The organism is Crocosphaera sp. (assembly GCF_030064895.1).
Lineage (GTDB): Bacteria > Cyanobacteriota > Cyanobacteriia > Cyanobacteriales > Microcystaceae > Crocosphaera.
This window is the reverse complement of record NZ_JASJEB010000001.1, coordinates 62123-79746: the sequence shown is the minus strand read 5'-3', so window position 1 is coordinate 79746 and position 17624 is coordinate 62123. Positions and strand designations below refer to the sequence as shown.

Here is a 17624-nt window from a genome sequence, read left to right as displayed (position 1 = left end):
ATGTTTTTGGCAAAGTGCCATTTATTGTCTTGACTTTAACATTAATGTCAAGGTTTATCTTGAAAGAGTAATCAGATTTTCTCAGTCCATGACTCCAAGATATCTATCTAACTTCTCTTTCTATCAACTTTTACAGAAGTATCCAGACACTTTTGCTGCTGCTGCTTGTGCAATTCTCATCTTTTTGGGTTGGTTAAGTCTTCATCTGGGTTGGATTGGTCTTGCTTTGTTAATTTTTCCCATCGGTTACGTAATTGGCGGTTATGAAAGCACAAAAGACGGATTAACGACTCTATTTAAAGAACGAGAGTTAGATGTGGATTTGCTCATGATCGTGGCTGCTTTAGGGGCAGCTATTTTAGGATTATGGCAACAAGACTATTATTTAATAATTGATGGGGGAGTGTTGATTCTGATTTTTGCAGTTAGCGGTGCTTTAGAAACTATTGCCATGGAGCGTACGGAGCGAAATATAAGTTCGTTAATGGCAACTGCACCAAATACGGCCATAGTCATCGACGAGGAACGACAACAAGAAATTGCGATCACCAAATTACAAATAGGAGATTTAGTATTAGTTAGACCAGGAGAATTGATTCCTGTTGATGGAATTATTATAGAAGGTTGGACGAATGTTAACCAAGCATCAATTACTGGAGAGTCTATTCCTGTAGATAAGCAGGTTGGAGATGAAGTCTTTGCTGGTACCCTTAACGGTAATGGAGCTTTGAAAGTAAAAGTAGCTCGACCACCTGAAAACAGTCTTATTCAAAGAGTGATTCGGTTAGTAGAAAAAGCACAAACTGAAGCTCCCCCGTCTCAGCAGTTTATTGAACGATTCGAGCGAAGCTATGCACGAGTTATCGTGTTAGTCGGGTTATTGTTGGCAATTTTACCACCGTTTTTATTAAGTTGGGACTGGGAAACAACAATTTATCGAGCCTTAATATTTTTAGTTGTCGCTTCTCCCTGCGCTTTGATGGCTGCAATTATGCCTACTCTGCTATCAGGAATTGCTCGTGGTGCTAGAGCGGGAATTCTCTTTAAGAATGGAGGACAATTAGAGAAAATTGGCAAAATAAAAGCGATCGCCTTTGATAAAACTGGTACTCTAACTACGGGAAAATTAGAGGTGGCAGAGATTGTTTCAGTAGTAGGAGAAAAGAGCGATCGGGTTTTAAAGTTAGCTGCGGCCTTAGAATCTCATTCAGAACATCCTATCGGCAAGGCAATTACTCAAGCTGCTTTACAGAAAAACTTCCAATTGCAAAATGCCAGTCAAGTACAAGCAAAAACGGGTTTAGGAATTGTCGGTGAAGTAGGGGGAAAAACAGTTAAGGTAGGAAAAGCGGCTTTTATTCGTCAAGAAATGTCTCATTTAAACCCGGAATTCCTTCGGATAAATAAACGGCTGGAAAAACAGGGAAAAACTGTTGTCTGGGTGGTTGAAGCTGAAAAGGTTATAGGTTCGATTGCTGTTGCTGACACTATTCGATTAGAAGCAGTAGCATCGATTCAAGAATTAAAAGAAATGGGGATCGAACAAATAGTTTTACTAACGGGGGACAATCAAGTTACTGCTAATAGTGTTGCTGAATCCCTTGGCATAGAAATGGTTCATGCCGAACTTCTGCCAGAAGATAAATTGACAGTTATTCGACAGCTACAGCGAAAATATCAAAATGTAGCAATGGTAGGAGATGGTATTAACGATGCCCCTGCACTTGCTATGGCAACAGTAGGTATCGCTATGGGTGGTGCTGGGAATGATGTCGCTTTAGAAACTGCCGATGTAATCTTGATGAGCGATCGCCTAGAAAAAATATCTCAGGCAATTAGCCTTGGTCGTCGTGCCAATCGTATTATCAAACAAAACATAACTTTTGCTCTGTCTTTTATTCTCCTCTTATTGATAGCCAACTTTACAGGTAATATTAATATGCCTTTAGGGGTAATCGGGCATGAAGGCTCTACAGTTTTGGTAACTATAAGTGGTCTTCGTTTATTGCTTGGGTCAAAAATTACAACCCAAATCTAGGTATTCATAAAAAAGTAGGATGGAGACGAGGAAGATCAATATCAGATAGTGCATATTGTTCGTTGTCTTTTAGTCCTCGATGAAGCCTTAGTAGGAGTGGATGCTACGGGAGAAATAGAATTTGCAGTTTTACTCAACAACCTCAAAGAACAATACAACTCGACGAATATAATGTGGCTAGATTATTAAGGCTAGCCGAACAAAATTATTATTAATAATTTAACTCATCCGATATTTCATTGATAGATAATGTTGCATAATTGTTTTTGTATTTGGATGATTTTCTCCTAATAGTTCTTTACTGAGTTTAATTGCTTGTTCATAAAAAATTTCTGCTTGAGCATATTTATCTTGGTTATTGTATAATGTTGCTAAATTAGAAAAGGTTTGTATAAGATAGGGATGATTTTCTCCTAGTATTTTTTTATAAATCATAAGTGCCTGTTGCAAAAAGGTTTCTGCTTCTGAATATCGTTTTTGTTCATTATATAATGTTCCTAGATTATTGAGGCTACCTGCTACATAATGATTTTCTTCTCCTAGTAGTTTTTTGCTAAATTCAAGTGCCTCTTTAAAAAGACATTCTGCTTCTGAATATCGGCGTTGATAATTATATAAAAATCCTAAATTGTTGAGTGCAGTCGCCACCTCTATATCCCCTTCTCCTTGTAACTTTTTTCTGATTTCAAGTGACTGTTTCAAAAGAGGTTCTGCTTGAGTATATCTTTTTTGAGCATTATATAAAAGAGCCAAATTATTGAGTGCAGTTGCTACATCTATATGCTCTTCTCCCTGGCTTTTTTTTGTGATTTCAAGTGCTTGTTTAAACCCGAATTCTGCTTGAGAATATTTTCCTTGAGCATTGTATAAAAGAGCTAAATTGTTAAGTCCAGTTGCTACAGAAGGATGTTCTTCTCCCAGGTTTTTTTGATAAAGTTTAATTGCTTGTTTTAGAAGTAGTTCTACTTCAGAATAGTTCCCTTGAGCATTATATAATGTGGCTAGATTATTAAGGGTAACTGCCACCTTTATATGCTCATTTCCTAAAATAGTTTTTCTTATTTCTAATGCTTCTTTTGTCTTGAGTATAGCTTTTGAATAGTTGCCTTGTTGGTATAATATTGATGCTTGTTTAGTCAGTTGTGCTGCTTGAGTAAGCTTTAGGTTTTGTTCGCTGATTTTTCTTGTCATTATTAATATATCTAGTTTTGTTAGAGGTATAATATCGAGGATACCATTTCTTAATAGTTTTTTTATAATTTAAGTATTCATTAGGTTGATATTCTTATTTAATTTTTGTAAATTTTGATTGACAAATTATCTTAATTTCATTCCCAATTTTATAACTTAAATCATGGTTTAATAGAGGGTTGAAGCTTATTTTTTCTTAGCTGATGGAAATAACCTGGCAAATTGTCAAAACTTACGAAGATATCTTGTATCATAAAGCGGATGGTATAGCCAAAATAACCATTAACCGTCCCCATAAACGCAACGCTTTTCGCCCCAAAACCGTCTTTGAATTATACGATGCCTTTTGCGATGCTAGAGAAGATAGTACCATTGGGGTCATCTTACTAACTGGGGCCGGACCTCATACCGATGGAAAATACGCCTTTTGTTCTGGGGGAGACCAAAGTGTACGTGGCCACGCCGGTTATGTCGATGATGCAGGGGTTCCTCGTTTAAATGTGCTAGACTTACAACGATTGATCCGATCCCTCCCTAAAATAGTCATTGCCTTAGTAGCCGGTTATGCCATCGGTGGGGGTCATGTTTTACATTTAATTTGTGATCTTACCATCGCTGCTGATAATGCTGTTTTTGGGCAAACTGGTCCAAAAGTGGGTAGTTTTGACGGTGGTTTTGGGGCGAGTTATTTAGCCCGTATTGTGGGGCAGAAAAAAGCTAGAGAAATCTGGTTTCTCTGTCGTCAATATAACGCAGAACAGGCTTTAGATATGGGTTTAGTTAATTGTGTGGTTCCTGTGGAAAAATTGGAAACAGAAGGGGTGCAATGGGCAACAGAAATATTAGCGAAGAGTCCTATCGCCATTCGTTGTCTCAAAGCTGCTTTTAATGCCGACTGCGACGGACAAGCGGGTTTACAAGAGTTGGCCGGGAATGCCACATTACTCTACTATATGACAGAAGAAGGAGCAGAAGGGAAACAAGCCTTTTTAGAGAAGCGTCCCCCTGATTTTCGGCAATATCCCTGGCTACCTTAGCCTAATTTTGTCGTAAATGGCAATATCAACCACTTCTTCCATGTCTAAGCCCAACACTTCTACAATGCTAATGGCATTGTCAATGTCCACGGCTTTACCGCGAAAAAATCGTTCAATCGTGCTACGAGATACCCGACAATTTAGGGTTTCCTCGATGTTTTCATAGGTAATACGTTTACCACCGCTTCGGTTTTGGGCTTCTCTAAGTTTGCGTTTGCCAGTCTCTGTGACTGCAATACTTCTTCGGGACTTTTGCGCTGATGTCATAGGATCAATATTGACTCTCTATGCTTAGTATTCCCATTTAGTTCGCTAATATTGTCAAATTCAGTTATCAGTTACCAGTTATCAATAATGATTACTCAAGATTCTTTAGAATTTACCCAAAGTTTACTACAACAACTCCTTGATGGTGAGTCCCTTTCTCAGACTCAAGCAGGCCAACTGATGCAAGGATGGTTAAATGAGACTATTCCCCCTGTGTTATCAGGGGCTATTTTAGTGACGCTTCAAGGCAAAGGGGTTTCAGGGGATGAACTTGCAGGAATGGCCCGAGTGTTGCAACAACAGTCTCTCCAAGAAACGGCAATAGTTCATAATGTTCCTGTGATTGATACTTGTGGTACCGGAGGGGATGGGGCATCAACTTTTAATATTTCGACGGCGGTAGCTTTTGTTGCTGCGGCCGCCGGGGTAAAAGTGGCTAAACATGGCAACCGTTCGGCTTCCAGTAAAGTCGGTTCTGCTGATGTTTTAGAATATTTAGGGGTTAAACTAGCAGCTACACCCGAAAAGGTGGCCGAAGCATTAGAAAAAGTGGGTATTACTTTCTTATTTGCCCCAGGTTGGCACCCTGCTATGAAGCACGTTGCACCATTGCGGAAAACTCTCAAAGTTCGCACTATTTTTAATTTATTGGGGCCTTTGGTTAACCCTTTACGTCCTACAGGTCAAATTATTGGGGTTTATCATCCTCAGTTTATTCGTCCTATGGCGGAAGCTTTAAATCAATTAGGTATTGCTCAAGGAATGGTTTTACATGGTAGGGAAACCCTAGACGAAGCAGGTTTAGGAGACGTTACTGATGTGGCATTTTTAAAAGACGGTGAGGTGAGTTTAGGGGAAATCAACCCTCAAAGTTTGGGTTTAACTGTTGCACCTTTAACTGCTTTAAAAGGGGGAAATGTGCAGGAAAATGCGACTATTTTGACGGATGTTTTACAGGGAAAAGGTACTTCTGCACAACGGGATGCGGTGGCCGTTAATGCTGCTTTAGCTTTACAGGTGGGTGATGTTGTTCCTTGGTGCGCTCATCAACAAGCAGTAGAAATGGCTCAAGATATCCTTAAAAGTGGGGCTGCTTGGGATAAGTTGACTTCTTTAGTCCAGTTTTTAGCATAAATATAGCAGTACAAAAATTAGTTGTCATTGAGAATATATCAGGACATAATCCTATTATGTCCCTACAAATACATACTTGTCGGGATGTCATTGGAGCCATTCATCTAAAGAATATGGTGATGTTTCTGGTAGCTTTGTTTTAAGTTCTGGATAATCTATTAATAGGTCTCTTTTTGCTCGTTGATAAACTTTTTCGAGATTAATTTTGCGTCTCAATGAATTAGTTAAACGATCATCAATTCCATCTTTAAATGTATTAATTTCTTTTTGCCATCCTCGACGACAATATTCATCATTGACATATTCTAGTTTAAAACGATGGGCAATTAACTGCTTTAGATAACTTTCTACTGCGTGGAGTTGTTCTCTACCCAATGCTTCTATCTCCTCTATTAAGTTATCCCAATCTAATAATTTTAACTGGCGATCACGTAATGCTTGAGATTGTTCAATCGTCCACTCATAAAAGTCTTCTTCATAAGTTAATGATTCATTTTGATCGATTTTAGTAGATATTTGATTCATCGGTTACCCTTTGAAATCCATGTATTCTCAAATTATATCTTGAATCATAGGTAAAAATGATCACCAGATATAACTGTTGCGCAATAGTAACCACTTCAAAACTCTAGGATTAGGATTATTATCTCAATGGATTAATGCTTATGAATCAGCTAAAAACCCTATAAAACAAACAAAAATTATTTTTAATTATGTGCCATTGATTGATATAATAAAACCCCCAAAAATCATAACCTGTCATGATTAAATACCCTAAACTTGTCAAAGCAATTACACCAACTTTACGAGTTGTTGTCAGGTTACTTAAATAGTGTAAAATATTAACAGGATTATGGGACTCAAAATGATTGCTAATAGTGACAATAGAAAGAGTTAATAAGGAGACAGCTAGAAGAATAGGCAAACATTGAATAAAACGCCGAAACATGAAAAAATTTTAGAGGTTGAGACGACTTATCTTGTTATTATAATTAAGAAAGCTAAATTACCTTCAAACTAAAACTTGAGGAAATGATTAATGTTACAGTCTATAAAAAATTATGCGATCGCTATAATAATGGGGTGTGTATTCTCCCTATTTAGCAGCTTATGGAGTTCACCAGCATTGGCTTTAACTAATATTAAACTATTGGATGTCTCTTATAAAGATTGTCCCGCAGAATTAGCAGAAGGAAATGTTACCAGTGGGGGTTCTAGTCTTCCTGCTGCTTGTTATATTATAACAGGAAAAGCTAAAAATACATCAGGTAAAACTCTTTATGATGCTGATGTTTTTGGGCGCATTTTAGATGCTAATAACGAGCCTGCTTTACAAAACAGAAATCGTGTGGGTTCTATTGCAGAAGTACCCCCAGGAGTGAGCGATTTTGAAATAAGAATTACGGTTCCAGCTAATCAACCAACTCCCTTAAAATTGAAGAAGTTTAAAGCTTCTGGGTTTACCACAAAAGTAACACCTATCTTCTAAATAGTTCAAGACCCCATCAATAATTACTGATGGGGTATTTTCTGATATTTTAGAATCCTGTCATACCAAAATGGAATCCACTGCTAATAGCAGCAGAAACAGCAAGGACTTTGGCTCGATCTGCCAGAAATTGTAAAAGAAAAATAGCTAAAATAGCAGATATGTCGATACTACCTAATGGGGGTATAAAGGAACGAAAAATGTCAAGGTAAGGGTCAGTAATGGGACTTAAAAAAGATATAATGTTATAGGACCACTCCTGGCCTCGAAACCATGACAAGAGAACACGAACAATGATTAGTACGTAATAGATGGTAAAAAACCAATAGAGAGTGTTTAATGCAATATACATAATGAACAATTTTCCCGATAAATTATAGGTCTATCCATTGATCTTATATCAAATTTAGATTAAATGTAACTCAGCAAGGTTAATTTTAAGGAGTTGAGGGTTAAGGGGTGACTAAAAAAACTGATCACTGATCACCGATCGCTGAGAGTAGTTTACCAATCATCCTCTTCTTCTTCTAACACAGCTTTTTGTTGTAGAGGGGGTTGTTTAATGGGTTCGATATTTTCTCTGTCTTCTTCCCAACCATCTGATAAGGGTTGCACTACTTTGGTGATAGCATCTTGAACAAAAGCTTTGAGAAATTCATCTTTGCGACTCAGTTGAAACTGTCTTTGCACTACTTCTGTGATCCCTCCATCTCCCCAGTCTTGATCTTGACGGAAATATTCCATAAAACTTTTACCAGCAATACGGGTTAAATAAGCAGCAGTTACTCCTTGAATGACTTTTCCTACTAAATAGGTTGCTATGTTTAATTGTAGGACTTTTCCTAACAGATCAACTGCACCTTTTACTACTCCTAAACTTACTAAAGTTTTCCCTAAAGATAAAGCTAATTCTTTACCGCGATCGCTATTAATTTCGCAACCATAAACTTTCCCTATTTCCATTACCATTTGTGCATTAACTGCGGCGGTTGCTAACATATCTACTACGGGTAAGGGTGTAACTGCAATAACTCCGGCACTAATCCACTGATAACGATCAATTACCTGCTCACTTTGTCGTTTTCTCTGACGATCAATCAGTTTTCTTGCCTCTTCTCCTAACCGTTGAGATTGTAATAAAATATTGTCCGCAATTAAGTCTTCTCCTTCTGCTCTCAATATAGCTGCTAGTCGTTTTATTAGGGGTGTAATATTGGGTAGTGGTTGAACTTTTTCTCCGTTTTCTGAGGTAATACTTTGGGGATTGGCTGATAACGAAATGACATCTTTTTCAGCAATAATTGATTTAACTCTTTCTTTTAGTTGTTCTAATATTTGGTTTTCTTCTTCTTCTGTATAGAGGTCAACTTTATTAAAAACAAGGAGCGATCGCTTACCTAAATTTACTAATATTTCTAGGGGATTATATTCAGATTGTCTTAGATCATTATCGACGACAAATAATAATAAATCTGCTTCGGTTGCTAACTGTTTGGCTAAGGTTTCTCTTTCGGTTCCTTCTATTCCTGCTTCGAGAATACCGGGGGTATCTGTGATTAAAATTTCCCTAGATATTCCCTTCAATTTTAAACAATAAGTTTCTCCTATTTTTGTAGTTCCCATAGTTGCTTCTACGTCTCCAACAATGTCCCCGAATAAAGCATTAACTAAGGATGTTTTTCCCGCAGAACCTGTCCCAAAAATAACAACTTTCAACTCACCTCTTTGTAAATTATCGGTAATTTCTTGCGAACGATTTAATAAAGCTTTTTGTGCAACTTTATCTTGAATTGTTTCTAGTTGGCGACGAATTGCTTTTAAATTTTCTTGTGCTGCTTCTGTTTTTTGTTCGGGTAATTTTAGCTGAGGACGACTTTTTTTATAACCACGAGAGGGACTAGAAGAAAAGATATTAAAGTAATAAATAAAGCCATAAATTAATAATCCTAATAATCCCATTATTACAAAAACGAGAAAATTAGCTAATAAGGGTGCTGTAAAAGAAATTTGTATATAAAGTCGGTAAATAGAGGTAGTTAGGGAAATAATTAATCCGATAATTACACTTAAACCAATTATTAATATAATTAAGCGATGAGTAGGCATAGAATAACTTGAGTTCGGAGTTAGGAGTTAGGAGTTCGGAGTTATAAATTTTTAAACGAGAGAATGAAGGTTTAAGACTTCTGATTTGAGTCAGTTTTCTCGAAATTTCCTTATATCGAACTCAGGTCACGTAGAATAAGATTATTTATTAATAATTATATTGTTATTATATCACAAGATTAGGTGGGCAATGCCCACCTAATATTTAAACCAAATTCAAGTCAGTAACTCCCCCTAAACTACTAGAAGAAACTAATTTAGCATATTTTGCTAATACTCCTCTTTTATAGCGAGGTTCGGGGGCTTTCCAATTAGCACGACGTTGGGCTAATTCTTCCTCAGAAACGTTAACTTGTAATAGCTTTTTTTTGGCATCAATGGTGATACTATCTCCTTCTTTTACTAACCCAATAGTTCCCCCCACATAAGCTTCTGGGGCAACATGGCCGACAACTAAACCGTAGGTTCCTCCTGAGAAACGACCATCGGTAATTAACCCGACAGAATCACCTAAACCTGCCCCAATAATAGCAGAGGTTGGTGCTAACATTTCTCGCATTCCTGGGCCTCCTTTGGGACCTTCATAACGGACAATAATCACATCTCCTGGGTTAATTTTCCCTGCTAAAATTGCCTCTAAACATTCTTCTTCTGACTCAAATACTCGTGCTGGCCCTGTCATTGTTGGGTTCTTAACTCCGCTAATTTTAGCAACGGAACCCTCGGAGGCTAAATTACCTTTTAAAATGGCTAAATGTCCTTCTTTATAAACAGGGTTATTCCAAGGACGAATAACATCTTGATCAGCAGGAGGTTCATCGGGAATATCAGCTAAAATTTCTGCGATGGTTTCACCAGAAATAGTTAACGCATCCCCATGTAATAAACCATGATTTAATAACATTTTCATCACTTGAGGAATGCCACCAGCTTGATGTAAATTAACGGTAACATAACGTCCCGATGGTTTTAAATCACATAGTACAGGAACTCGTTGACGAATAGTTTCAAAATCGTCTAAAGTTAACTCCACACCGATGGTATTAGCAATAGCTAAAAGATGTAATACAGCATTAGTTGAACCACCCACGGCCATGATTACAGAAATAGAATTTTCAAAGGCTTTTCGGGTTAAAATTTGACTGGGTAAAATCTGCTTACGGATAGCATTAACTAACACAGAAGCGGACTTTTCTGTACTGTCTGCTTTTTCTGCATCTTCTGCTGCCATTGTAGAAGAATAAGGCAAACTCATTCCCATCACTTCAAAGGCCGAAGACATGGTATTTGCGGTGAACATTCCCCCACAGGAACCGGCACCCGGACAAGCGTTGCGCTCGATGGCTAATAATGTGCTATCATCTATCTTACCTGCACTATGTTGGCCTACCGCTTCAAAAGCACTGACAACTGTTAAATCCTCCCCGTCGTAGTGGCCGGGTTTAATAGTTCCCCCATAGACGAAAATTGCAGGAATATTCATTCTGGCCATTGCAATCATTGCACCTGGCATATTTTTATCGCATCCACCAATAGCAATCACTCCATCCATGCTTTGAGCGTTACAAGCGGTTTCGATGGAGTCGGCAATGACATCCCGTGACACCAGGGAATATTTCATGCCTTCTGTACCCATAGAAATACCGTCACTGACAGTAATTGTACCGAACATTTGAGGCATACCACCGGCATCTTTAATCCCTGCTTCAGCGCGCTTGGCTAGGTCATTAATCCCCATGTTACAAGGGGTGATGGTACTGAAGCCATTAGCCACACCAACGATAGGTTTAGTAAAGTCATCGTCCCCGAAGCCCACAGCACGCAACATGGCGCGGTTGGGGGTGCGTTGACTGCCTTGGGTGATAAGACGACTTCTTACATTCTCAGACATTATAGTGTTCTCCTTATGGCTCTGGCAATATTTCTATTGTCCTTTGTTCTGTTGCTTAAGAAGCTAAAAAGATAACAAAAATTCGTTATAGATATTCAACCCGTCCAACCATTTCCTCTGGAGAATATACTTGATAAATTAACATTAAACCCTCAATAATTTCACCAAGAGAACGAGTTCTTTGTTTAGAGTAAATGATTCCAGGATGTTCATTGGTTTGACTAGCAATTATTAGGAAATCTCGATCATGGGTAAAATTTACTCGCTTTTGTTGACGAATAAAATCTAATTGAGATTCATCAGAAGCAGTACGCAACCCTGCTGTTATAGTTGTTGTAACATCAATACCACGTGAACCTAGTTGTAAAGCAATTTGAGGATCAACTTGTTCATCTAGGTGAAAGCAAATTTTATCTTTCACTGTTTATTTTTCTCCATTGTTCTTGAAATTTTGAGGACGCACTTTTTGATTTCATTTCTTCAACAATTTTTTCTGTTTCAAGACTATGGCGATCAATTTCTGCTCGGTGATCATAATAGTATGACATGGCAGCATAAACAGCAGCTAAGGATAAATCATATTTGATAGCAATTTTTTCTAAAGATTGTCCCATCTCTAAATACATCTCTGCAATAGCAGCAACCGTTATTCTTGTGCCAATAATTCGAGGTTTTCCAAAACAATAATCAGGATCTATTGTTATATATTCTGTACTTATTTGTTGGCTAGGCATTGGTTTAAATTAGATTAATAGGCAGCTTTAACTAATTATATCATTATAAATCATGTCAGGTATGAAGTTAACCTAAATATATCACTCTCAACTCTTAAGTATTGCTATAATCAAAGTTACTTAAGATTACGGGTTAGTTTATATGAGTGTTGAAGTATTTTTTTCCTATTCTCATAAGGATGAAAGCTTACGGGATGAGTTAGAAAAGCATCTTAGCACATTGAAAAGACAGAAGGTTATTTCTGCTTGGTATGATCGAGATATTACAGCAGGAACAGAATGGAAAGGTCAAATTGATGAACATTTAGAGTCAGCACAAGTTATTCTCTTATTAATTAGTGCGGATTTTTTAGCATCTGATTACTGTTATGATATTGAACTAAAACGGGCGATGGAACGTCACGAATTAGGGGAAGCAAGGGTTATTCCTATTATTTTAAGAGATGTAGACTGGAAAGGTGCAACTTTTGGCAAGTTACAAGCATTACCAAGAAATGCTAAACCAATCACCAGTTGGGATAATGAAGATGAAGCATTTACTAATGTTGCTAAAGGTATTCGTAAGGCAGTTGATAAGTTAAAAAAAAAGTAAATTCGGATAGTTTATCTTCTCCTAAACGTCCCGTAAAAAAGATAATCAGTGTTATTATTGTTGTTCCCATTCTGACTATAAGTGGGTGGTTTGGATGGCAACAGTTTAAACCGGTGAAAACGAGGGAAATATTGGTATTAGTTACACAGTTTGAGGGACAAGAACTTGAGAATTATTTTGTGACAGATACTATTGTAGAGAACTTAGAAGAAGCTACGGAATCTTATTCTAGAGTGAAGATAAAAGAGTGGAATCAGATAGTTAAAAATAGTGACACCGCACGTAAATTAGGGGAAGAAAAAAAAGCTAGTATTGTTATTTGGGGAAAGTATGGAAAAACAAAAGAGGTTGTTCCCATTAGTGTTAATTTTGAAGTCATGGAATCAATCAAATCTTATCCTAAGTTAGAAGCAGAAGCAAGGGGAAAATTTCAAAGAATGGCAATTGATGACTTAGAAAATTTTAATTTACAAACTCATTTATCAGAGGAAATGGCTTATTTAACTTTGTTTACTTTGGGAATGATTAATTATGAAGCAGAAGAATGGGATATAGCGATTAGTTATTTTACTGATTCTATGAGACAAATAGATCAATATTCATCATTTTTAGATAGAGAAGTTCTTTATTTTTATCGTGGCAATTCTTACGCTGATAAAGGAGAATATAATTTGGCAATTGCTGACTATAATCAAGCTATTAAATTTAATCCTAATTATGCTTCTGCTTACAATAGTCGAGGTATTATTTACTCTAAGCAAGGAAAATATGAGTTGGCAATTGCTGACTATAATCAAGCCATTAAACTTAATCCTAATTATGCTTCTGCTTACAATAATCGAGGTCTTACTTACGCTTATAAAAAAGAATATAATTTAGCTATTGTTGACATTAATCAAGCTATTCAAGTTAATTCTAATAATGCTAATTATTACTATAATCGAGGAAATATTTACTCTGATAAAAGAAAATATAACTTAGCAATTACTGACTATAATCAAGCCATTAAACTTAATCCTAATGATGCTGAGGCTTACTATAATCGAGGTATTATTTACTCTAAGCAAGGAAAATATAAGTTAGCTATTGCTGACTATAATCAAGCTATTAAACTTAATCCTAATTATGCTGGTGCTTACAATAATCGAGGCATTACTTATGCTTATAAAGAAGAATATGATTTAGCAATTACTGACTATAATAAAGCTATTAAACTTAATCCTAATTTAGCTCAAGCTTACGTTAATCGAGGTATTATTTACTCTAAGCAAGGAGAATATGAGTTAGCAATTACTCACTATAATAAAGCTATTAAACTTAATCCTAATTTAGCTCAAGCTTACTATAATCGAGGGAATGCTTACAAGAATAAAGGTGATAAAGATAAGGCTATTAATCACTTTAAAAAAGTTCTAGAATTAACTAATTATCCAGAGTTAAGAAAAAAAGCAGAATATCAGTTAAAAGAATTAGAAAAATATCAATAGACAAAATTTAATTATAATTAATCAAGAACTAAACTGAAAACGTCCTAAATAATTATATTTTCCATACTTTTCTTGAGAAGCAAATAAATTTACTAGATATTCTCCTTGTTTTGGTAATTTGCATTTTATACTTGTAACTATTCCTTGATTAATTTGACAGTCATTATCTTCGCTATTATTATTACTTCCAATTAAATTAAATTCGGCAAATAAATAATTATTATTCGGATTAGTAATTTCTATTTTTGCCACAGAATTAACATTGTTTTTGAATTGTTTAGGAGAGATAAGAGATAAACCTTTAGCAAAAAATTCTGGTTCAATCATTGGATTATTTAAAAATTGTTCTTTCCCTAAAGGATTAGATAATAATTGCCAATCTTTATTATCAGGAAAATGACTCATAATTATTACTTCAGGAGGAGTAAATAAATAATTTGTATTATAAGAGGGATAAAAACCCGATTCATCAACATAACCACTATCCCAAGTGGGATCAATTAAATACCAATAACCATCTATTTTTGCTGCATTCCAAGCGTGTCCTTGTCCATATAAATCACTTATTTCAGTTCGAGAATTACCAACAATAATAATAATTTCCTCATTAATTGCTTTACCTAATGCCATTAATAAATTAGCATATCCTTGACAAACTGCTTGACGACTTTTGAAGACAGTTTGAGCATCTTGAGGTGGATATTCTCCTGAAAAATAAGCAGGTGCATCATAAGAAATACGAGTTGCTACATAATCATGAAGTGCCTTAATTCTTTGAAAATGATCAGATTCATGGTTAGCGATATAATTAGCAACAGATTTAATGCTAACCTCTTCATTAGCAGGGATATTCATAACCAGAGGATGAGGTTTATTTCTATTTGATAACCAGAGATTTTTATCAGCTATTGTTGTGGGTTTTTCAACTTTAGTAAAGACTGTACTATTATAAATTTCAGTTATCTGATAAGTTTGATCACCTTGAGGATAATTTTGAGCAGAATAAATAACTGCTGCAATAGCTATCAGATAACCTAGTAAATGTTGTAAATTAACTCGTCTCCAATAACGTTTGATTCTATCTATAAAATTAGGACGACGAGAAACATAATAAGAATATTGACGACGTTTTTTGATTTTTTGTTGACGAACTATATAAATAAGATAAACAACTAAGAGAACAGTAATAACAATCAAACTACCAATAATTATATAAAATATAACCATGATTTATAAATCCATCTAAGTATTAAGTTGTTGATAGTATTCCCAAATAAGATTGAAAACTATAATATTAAACTATGTTTATAATTAACTCAGTAATTTTACTTGATTCACAATCTATAACAAAAATGTAATTAAAAAATTCAGCAATTGTACCGTTTTCTAGTCAGTATATACTTAGGGATAATAAATGTAATATACTTTTTAAAAGTAGTGAATTTTACTTTTAAATAATTGTTCCTAACCCTTATTTTTATTTCATTGTATCCTCTATCTTTTATTATTGAGGAAATAGTCAATTGCACTTTAATCCTAGATCCTGTCATAATGAGAGGGAAGTAGAGAGTAAACTAATTGTTCAATATTTACTCCCAAAATTAGGGTATTCTCCTGATAATTGGTATCAAGAAGTTCGTTACGACAATATTCGTTTAGATTTTTTAACCGTTGCTGTTAAAAAAATCAAAAATTTTTCTTCTTGTGTTGTCATTGAAGCAAAACATCCCCGAGAAAATTTAGATCATCATGTACGTCGTTTGGGACATTATTTGATGAAAACTAAAAGTTTTTATGGGGTGTTAACCAATGGGAAAGAATTCCGTATTTATCAGCGATCGCAGGATAAATTAAAGTTTATCTTTTGTTGTCAAGGAGAAAATATTGCTAACAATATCAACAAAATCAATGCTTTAATTGGTAAAGAGAGTTTAACCCAAAGATTAGCTACTTCTCAACCTGTTTCTGTCCCAAAAGTTTCTCAAACATCTATTAAGGAGTCAACCAAGAAATCCATGAAAGTTATCGCTGTTTATCATAATAAAGGTGGTGTTGGAAAAACTACCACAGTTGTTAATTTAGCTGCTGCTTTAAGTAAGAAAGGAAAACGAATTTTAGTCATTGATTTAGATAGTCAAGCTAACACAACTTTTGCCACTGGTTTAGTTAAATTTGAAGATGAAGAATTTGACAATATTAAAGACTGTAATGTTCTTCATGTCTTACAATCAGAAGATTTTTATAGTATTGAAGAAGTAGCTATAAAATCTCAATTTTCTAATCCTGAAATTCATGTTATTCCCTCTCATATTGAATTAATGCAGTATGAAAATGAACTAAATCAAGTTGATTATAGTCGCTTAATTTTGATAGATAAGTTAGAAAAAGCAAAAAATAAATATGATATTGTTCTCATAGATACACCTCCATCATTAAACTTGTATGCTAGAATTGCTCTAATTGCTGCTGATTATTTAATTATTCCTTCTGATCTAAAACCTTTTGCCAATCAAGGATTAATTAACGTTAAAGAGTTTATCAAGAAAGTAGATGGTTTTAGACGACAAATAAGAAGAGAATCTATTGATATTTTAGGTATTCTTGCTTGTAAAATTTCCACCAATGCAAGATTTGTAAAAGCTACCCTCAGAAAACGTTTAGATGTTATTCCTAAGCGTTATGAACTTCCGATGATGGAAACAGTTATCTATGATAGGGATGACTTAGCTAAATGTGCCGAAAAAATGCAAATTGTAGGTGATCTAGAAATTCCTAATCCTGTGTCAATTCTAGACTTTAAACCTGCTTCTAAATCAGCACAAGAATTTGAAATTTTAGCCGATGAAGTATTAGAAAAAATAGGAGGATAATCATGAAATTATCAACATCATTAGTATCTGTAAAGAGAATCAATTCATCTGTAGAACGTTCTCAATTTAATGAAAAAGAAATTGAAAAATCTGCCCAAGCAATTTTAGATGCAGAAGGGATTATTAACCCAATAATTTTAGAGAAAATAAGCTTAGAATCTTATGAAGTTGTCTGTGGATATTTTGAATATTATGCTGCTGTAAGAGCAAGAGAAATTGATCCCAGAAAAGGAGAAATGATTAGTGCATTTATCATTGAAGAGAAAAAAGAGGAAGCTATCAAAACACAGATAAAAATATTTCGAGAATCTAATCAAAATTCATCAAATAAAACAATAGTAACAGGTGGTTCAGAACAAAAATTATCAAATATGGAATCTCGTTTAACTAATATTGAAGCGAGGTTTGAAAGACAACTAACAGAGGTGCAAAATAAATATAAGAACGAAATAGAAACATTGAACAAAGAACTAACAGAAATTAAACAACGTCTTCCTGAACCTATTGATTGTTTAAAAGCCTTAAATACACTGAGTTTACCGATGCTGGTTTCTCATTTAAGTCGCGGTGGTATTAACAAATCTATTCTTGAAAAGCTTATTAGTGAACGAGAAAAAAATGGAGATTTTACGTCTTGTAGTGATGTGGTGAGTAGAGTTAAAGGATTAGGAGATAAAACAATGATTAAAATCATTGATCAATTTTCTGATTAACAACAATAGGGACATGATTTATTATGTCCCTAAATACTGCTATAATATTGAAACAAAGAATCCCTTATGATGATC

At 35.1% G+C, this 17624-nt stretch carries 18 protein-coding genes; 9 read left to right on the top strand and 9 right to left on the bottom strand.

What is annotated here, in order from left to right; translation table 11 throughout:
- The first annotated feature begins 88 nt into the window (after positions 1-88).
- Positions 89-2038 (top strand): heavy metal translocating P-type ATPase, encoded by a 1950-nt coding sequence (locus QNJ66_RS00395; RefSeq protein ID WP_300501892.1) that lies wholly within the window; start codon positions 89-91, stop codon positions 2036-2038.
- Positions 2039-2086: 48 nt separating this feature from the next.
- Positions 2087-2227 (top strand): hypothetical protein, encoded by a 141-nt coding sequence (locus QNJ66_RS00390; protein WP_300501890.1) that lies wholly within the window; start codon positions 2087-2089, stop codon positions 2225-2227.
- A 30-nt stretch (positions 2228-2257) separates the two neighbouring features.
- On the opposite strand, the gene QNJ66_RS00385 is transcribed toward QNJ66_RS00390, so the two are convergent.
- Entirely contained in the window at positions 2258-3229 is a 972-nt protein-coding gene (locus QNJ66_RS00385; RefSeq protein WP_300501888.1) for a tetratricopeptide repeat protein, read from the bottom strand.
- A 203-nt stretch (positions 3230-3432) separates the two neighbouring features.
- Between QNJ66_RS00385 and menB the strand changes: the two genes are divergently transcribed.
- The gene (gene menB, locus QNJ66_RS00380; protein ID WP_300501886.1) at positions 3433-4266 is read left to right on the top strand and encodes a 1,4-dihydroxy-2-naphthoyl-CoA synthase; all 834 of its coding nucleotides are present in this window, start codon (positions 3433-3435) and stop codon (positions 4264-4266) included.
- On the opposite strand, the gene QNJ66_RS00375 is transcribed toward menB, so the two are convergent.
- Positions 4258-4533 (bottom strand): helix-turn-helix transcriptional regulator, encoded by a 276-nt coding sequence (locus QNJ66_RS00375; protein WP_300501884.1) that lies wholly within the window; start codon positions 4531-4533, stop codon positions 4258-4260. The genes menB and QNJ66_RS00375 overlap by 9 nt on opposite strands.
- An 87-nt stretch (positions 4534-4620) precedes the next feature.
- Here QNJ66_RS00375 and trpD point away from each other — a divergent pair, with 87 nt between their 5' ends.
- On the top strand, positions 4621-5667 hold the full coding sequence (gene trpD / locus QNJ66_RS00370) for an anthranilate phosphoribosyltransferase (protein WP_300501883.1): 1047 nt from the start codon (positions 4621-4623) through the stop codon (positions 5665-5667).
- An 87-nt stretch (positions 5668-5754) separates the two neighbouring features.
- Here trpD and QNJ66_RS00365 read toward each other — a convergent pair whose 3' ends face one another.
- A complete protein-coding gene (locus tag QNJ66_RS00365) occupies positions 5755-6192 on the bottom strand; it encodes a DUF29 domain-containing protein (protein WP_300501882.1) in 438 nt (145 codons plus the stop codon).
- A gap of 553 nt (positions 6193-6745) precedes the next feature.
- Here QNJ66_RS00365 and QNJ66_RS00360 point away from each other — a divergent pair.
- Positions 6746-7156, top strand: a complete 411-nt coding sequence (locus tag QNJ66_RS00360; protein WP_300501967.1) for a hypothetical protein — start codon at positions 6746-6748, stop codon at positions 7154-7156.
- Between the two features lie 49 nt (positions 7157-7205).
- Here the strand turns inward: QNJ66_RS00360 and QNJ66_RS00355 are convergent, their stop codons facing one another.
- The 5 genes from QNJ66_RS00355 to QNJ66_RS00335 form a co-directional block, all read right to left on the bottom strand.
- Positions 7206-7508 (bottom strand): YggT family protein, encoded by a 303-nt coding sequence (locus QNJ66_RS00355; RefSeq protein WP_300501880.1) that lies wholly within the window; start codon positions 7506-7508, stop codon positions 7206-7208.
- A gap of 152 nt (positions 7509-7660) precedes the next feature.
- Positions 7661-9262: a GTP-binding protein gene (locus tag QNJ66_RS00350; RefSeq protein ID WP_300501879.1), complete on the bottom strand. Its 1602-nt coding sequence runs from the start codon at positions 9260-9262 to the stop codon at positions 7661-7663.
- Between the two features lie 205 nt (positions 9263-9467).
- Positions 9468-11153, bottom strand: a complete 1686-nt coding sequence (ilvD, locus tag QNJ66_RS00345) for a dihydroxy-acid dehydratase (RefSeq protein ID WP_300501878.1) — start codon at positions 11151-11153, stop codon at positions 9468-9470.
- Positions 11154-11238: 85 nt separating this feature from the next.
- Positions 11239-11574: a DUF5615 family PIN-like protein gene (locus QNJ66_RS00340; RefSeq protein ID WP_300501876.1), complete on the bottom strand. Its 336-nt coding sequence runs from the start codon at positions 11572-11574 to the stop codon at positions 11239-11241.
- A complete protein-coding gene (locus QNJ66_RS00335) occupies positions 11564-11887 on the bottom strand; it encodes a DUF433 domain-containing protein (RefSeq protein ID WP_300501874.1) in 324 nt (107 codons plus the stop codon). The genes QNJ66_RS00340 and QNJ66_RS00335 overlap by 11 nt, the downstream gene beginning before the upstream one ends.
- Positions 11888-12029: 142 nt before the next feature.
- Between QNJ66_RS00335 and QNJ66_RS00330 the strand changes: the two genes are divergently transcribed.
- Both QNJ66_RS00330 and QNJ66_RS00325 read left to right on the top strand, forming a co-directional pair.
- Positions 12030-12479 (top strand): toll/interleukin-1 receptor domain-containing protein, encoded by a 450-nt coding sequence (locus QNJ66_RS00330; RefSeq protein ID WP_300501873.1) that lies wholly within the window; start codon positions 12030-12032, stop codon positions 12477-12479.
- Between the two features lie 131 nt (positions 12480-12610).
- On the top strand, positions 12611-13966 hold the full coding sequence (locus tag QNJ66_RS00325; protein WP_300501871.1) for a tetratricopeptide repeat protein: 1356 nt from the start codon (positions 12611-12613) through the stop codon (positions 13964-13966).
- Positions 13967-13987: 21 nt separating this feature from the next.
- On the opposite strand, the gene QNJ66_RS00320 is transcribed toward QNJ66_RS00325, so the two are convergent.
- Positions 13988-15193, bottom strand: coding sequence for a transglutaminase domain-containing protein (locus tag QNJ66_RS00320; protein ID WP_300501870.1), 1206 nt, complete (start codon positions 15191-15193; stop codon positions 13988-13990).
- 296 nt (positions 15194-15489) lie between these two features.
- On the opposite strand from QNJ66_RS00320, the gene QNJ66_RS00315 reads away from it, so the two are divergent.
- Complete coding sequence (locus QNJ66_RS00315) at positions 15490-16836, top strand: AAA family ATPase (protein ID WP_300501869.1); 1347 nt, start codon at positions 15490-15492, stop codon at positions 16834-16836.
- A gap of 2 nt (positions 16837-16838) precedes the next feature.
- A complete protein-coding gene (locus QNJ66_RS00310; protein WP_300501867.1) occupies positions 16839-17549 on the top strand; it encodes a helix-hairpin-helix domain-containing protein in 711 nt (236 codons plus the stop codon).
- Positions 17550-17624 lie beyond the last annotated feature (75 nt).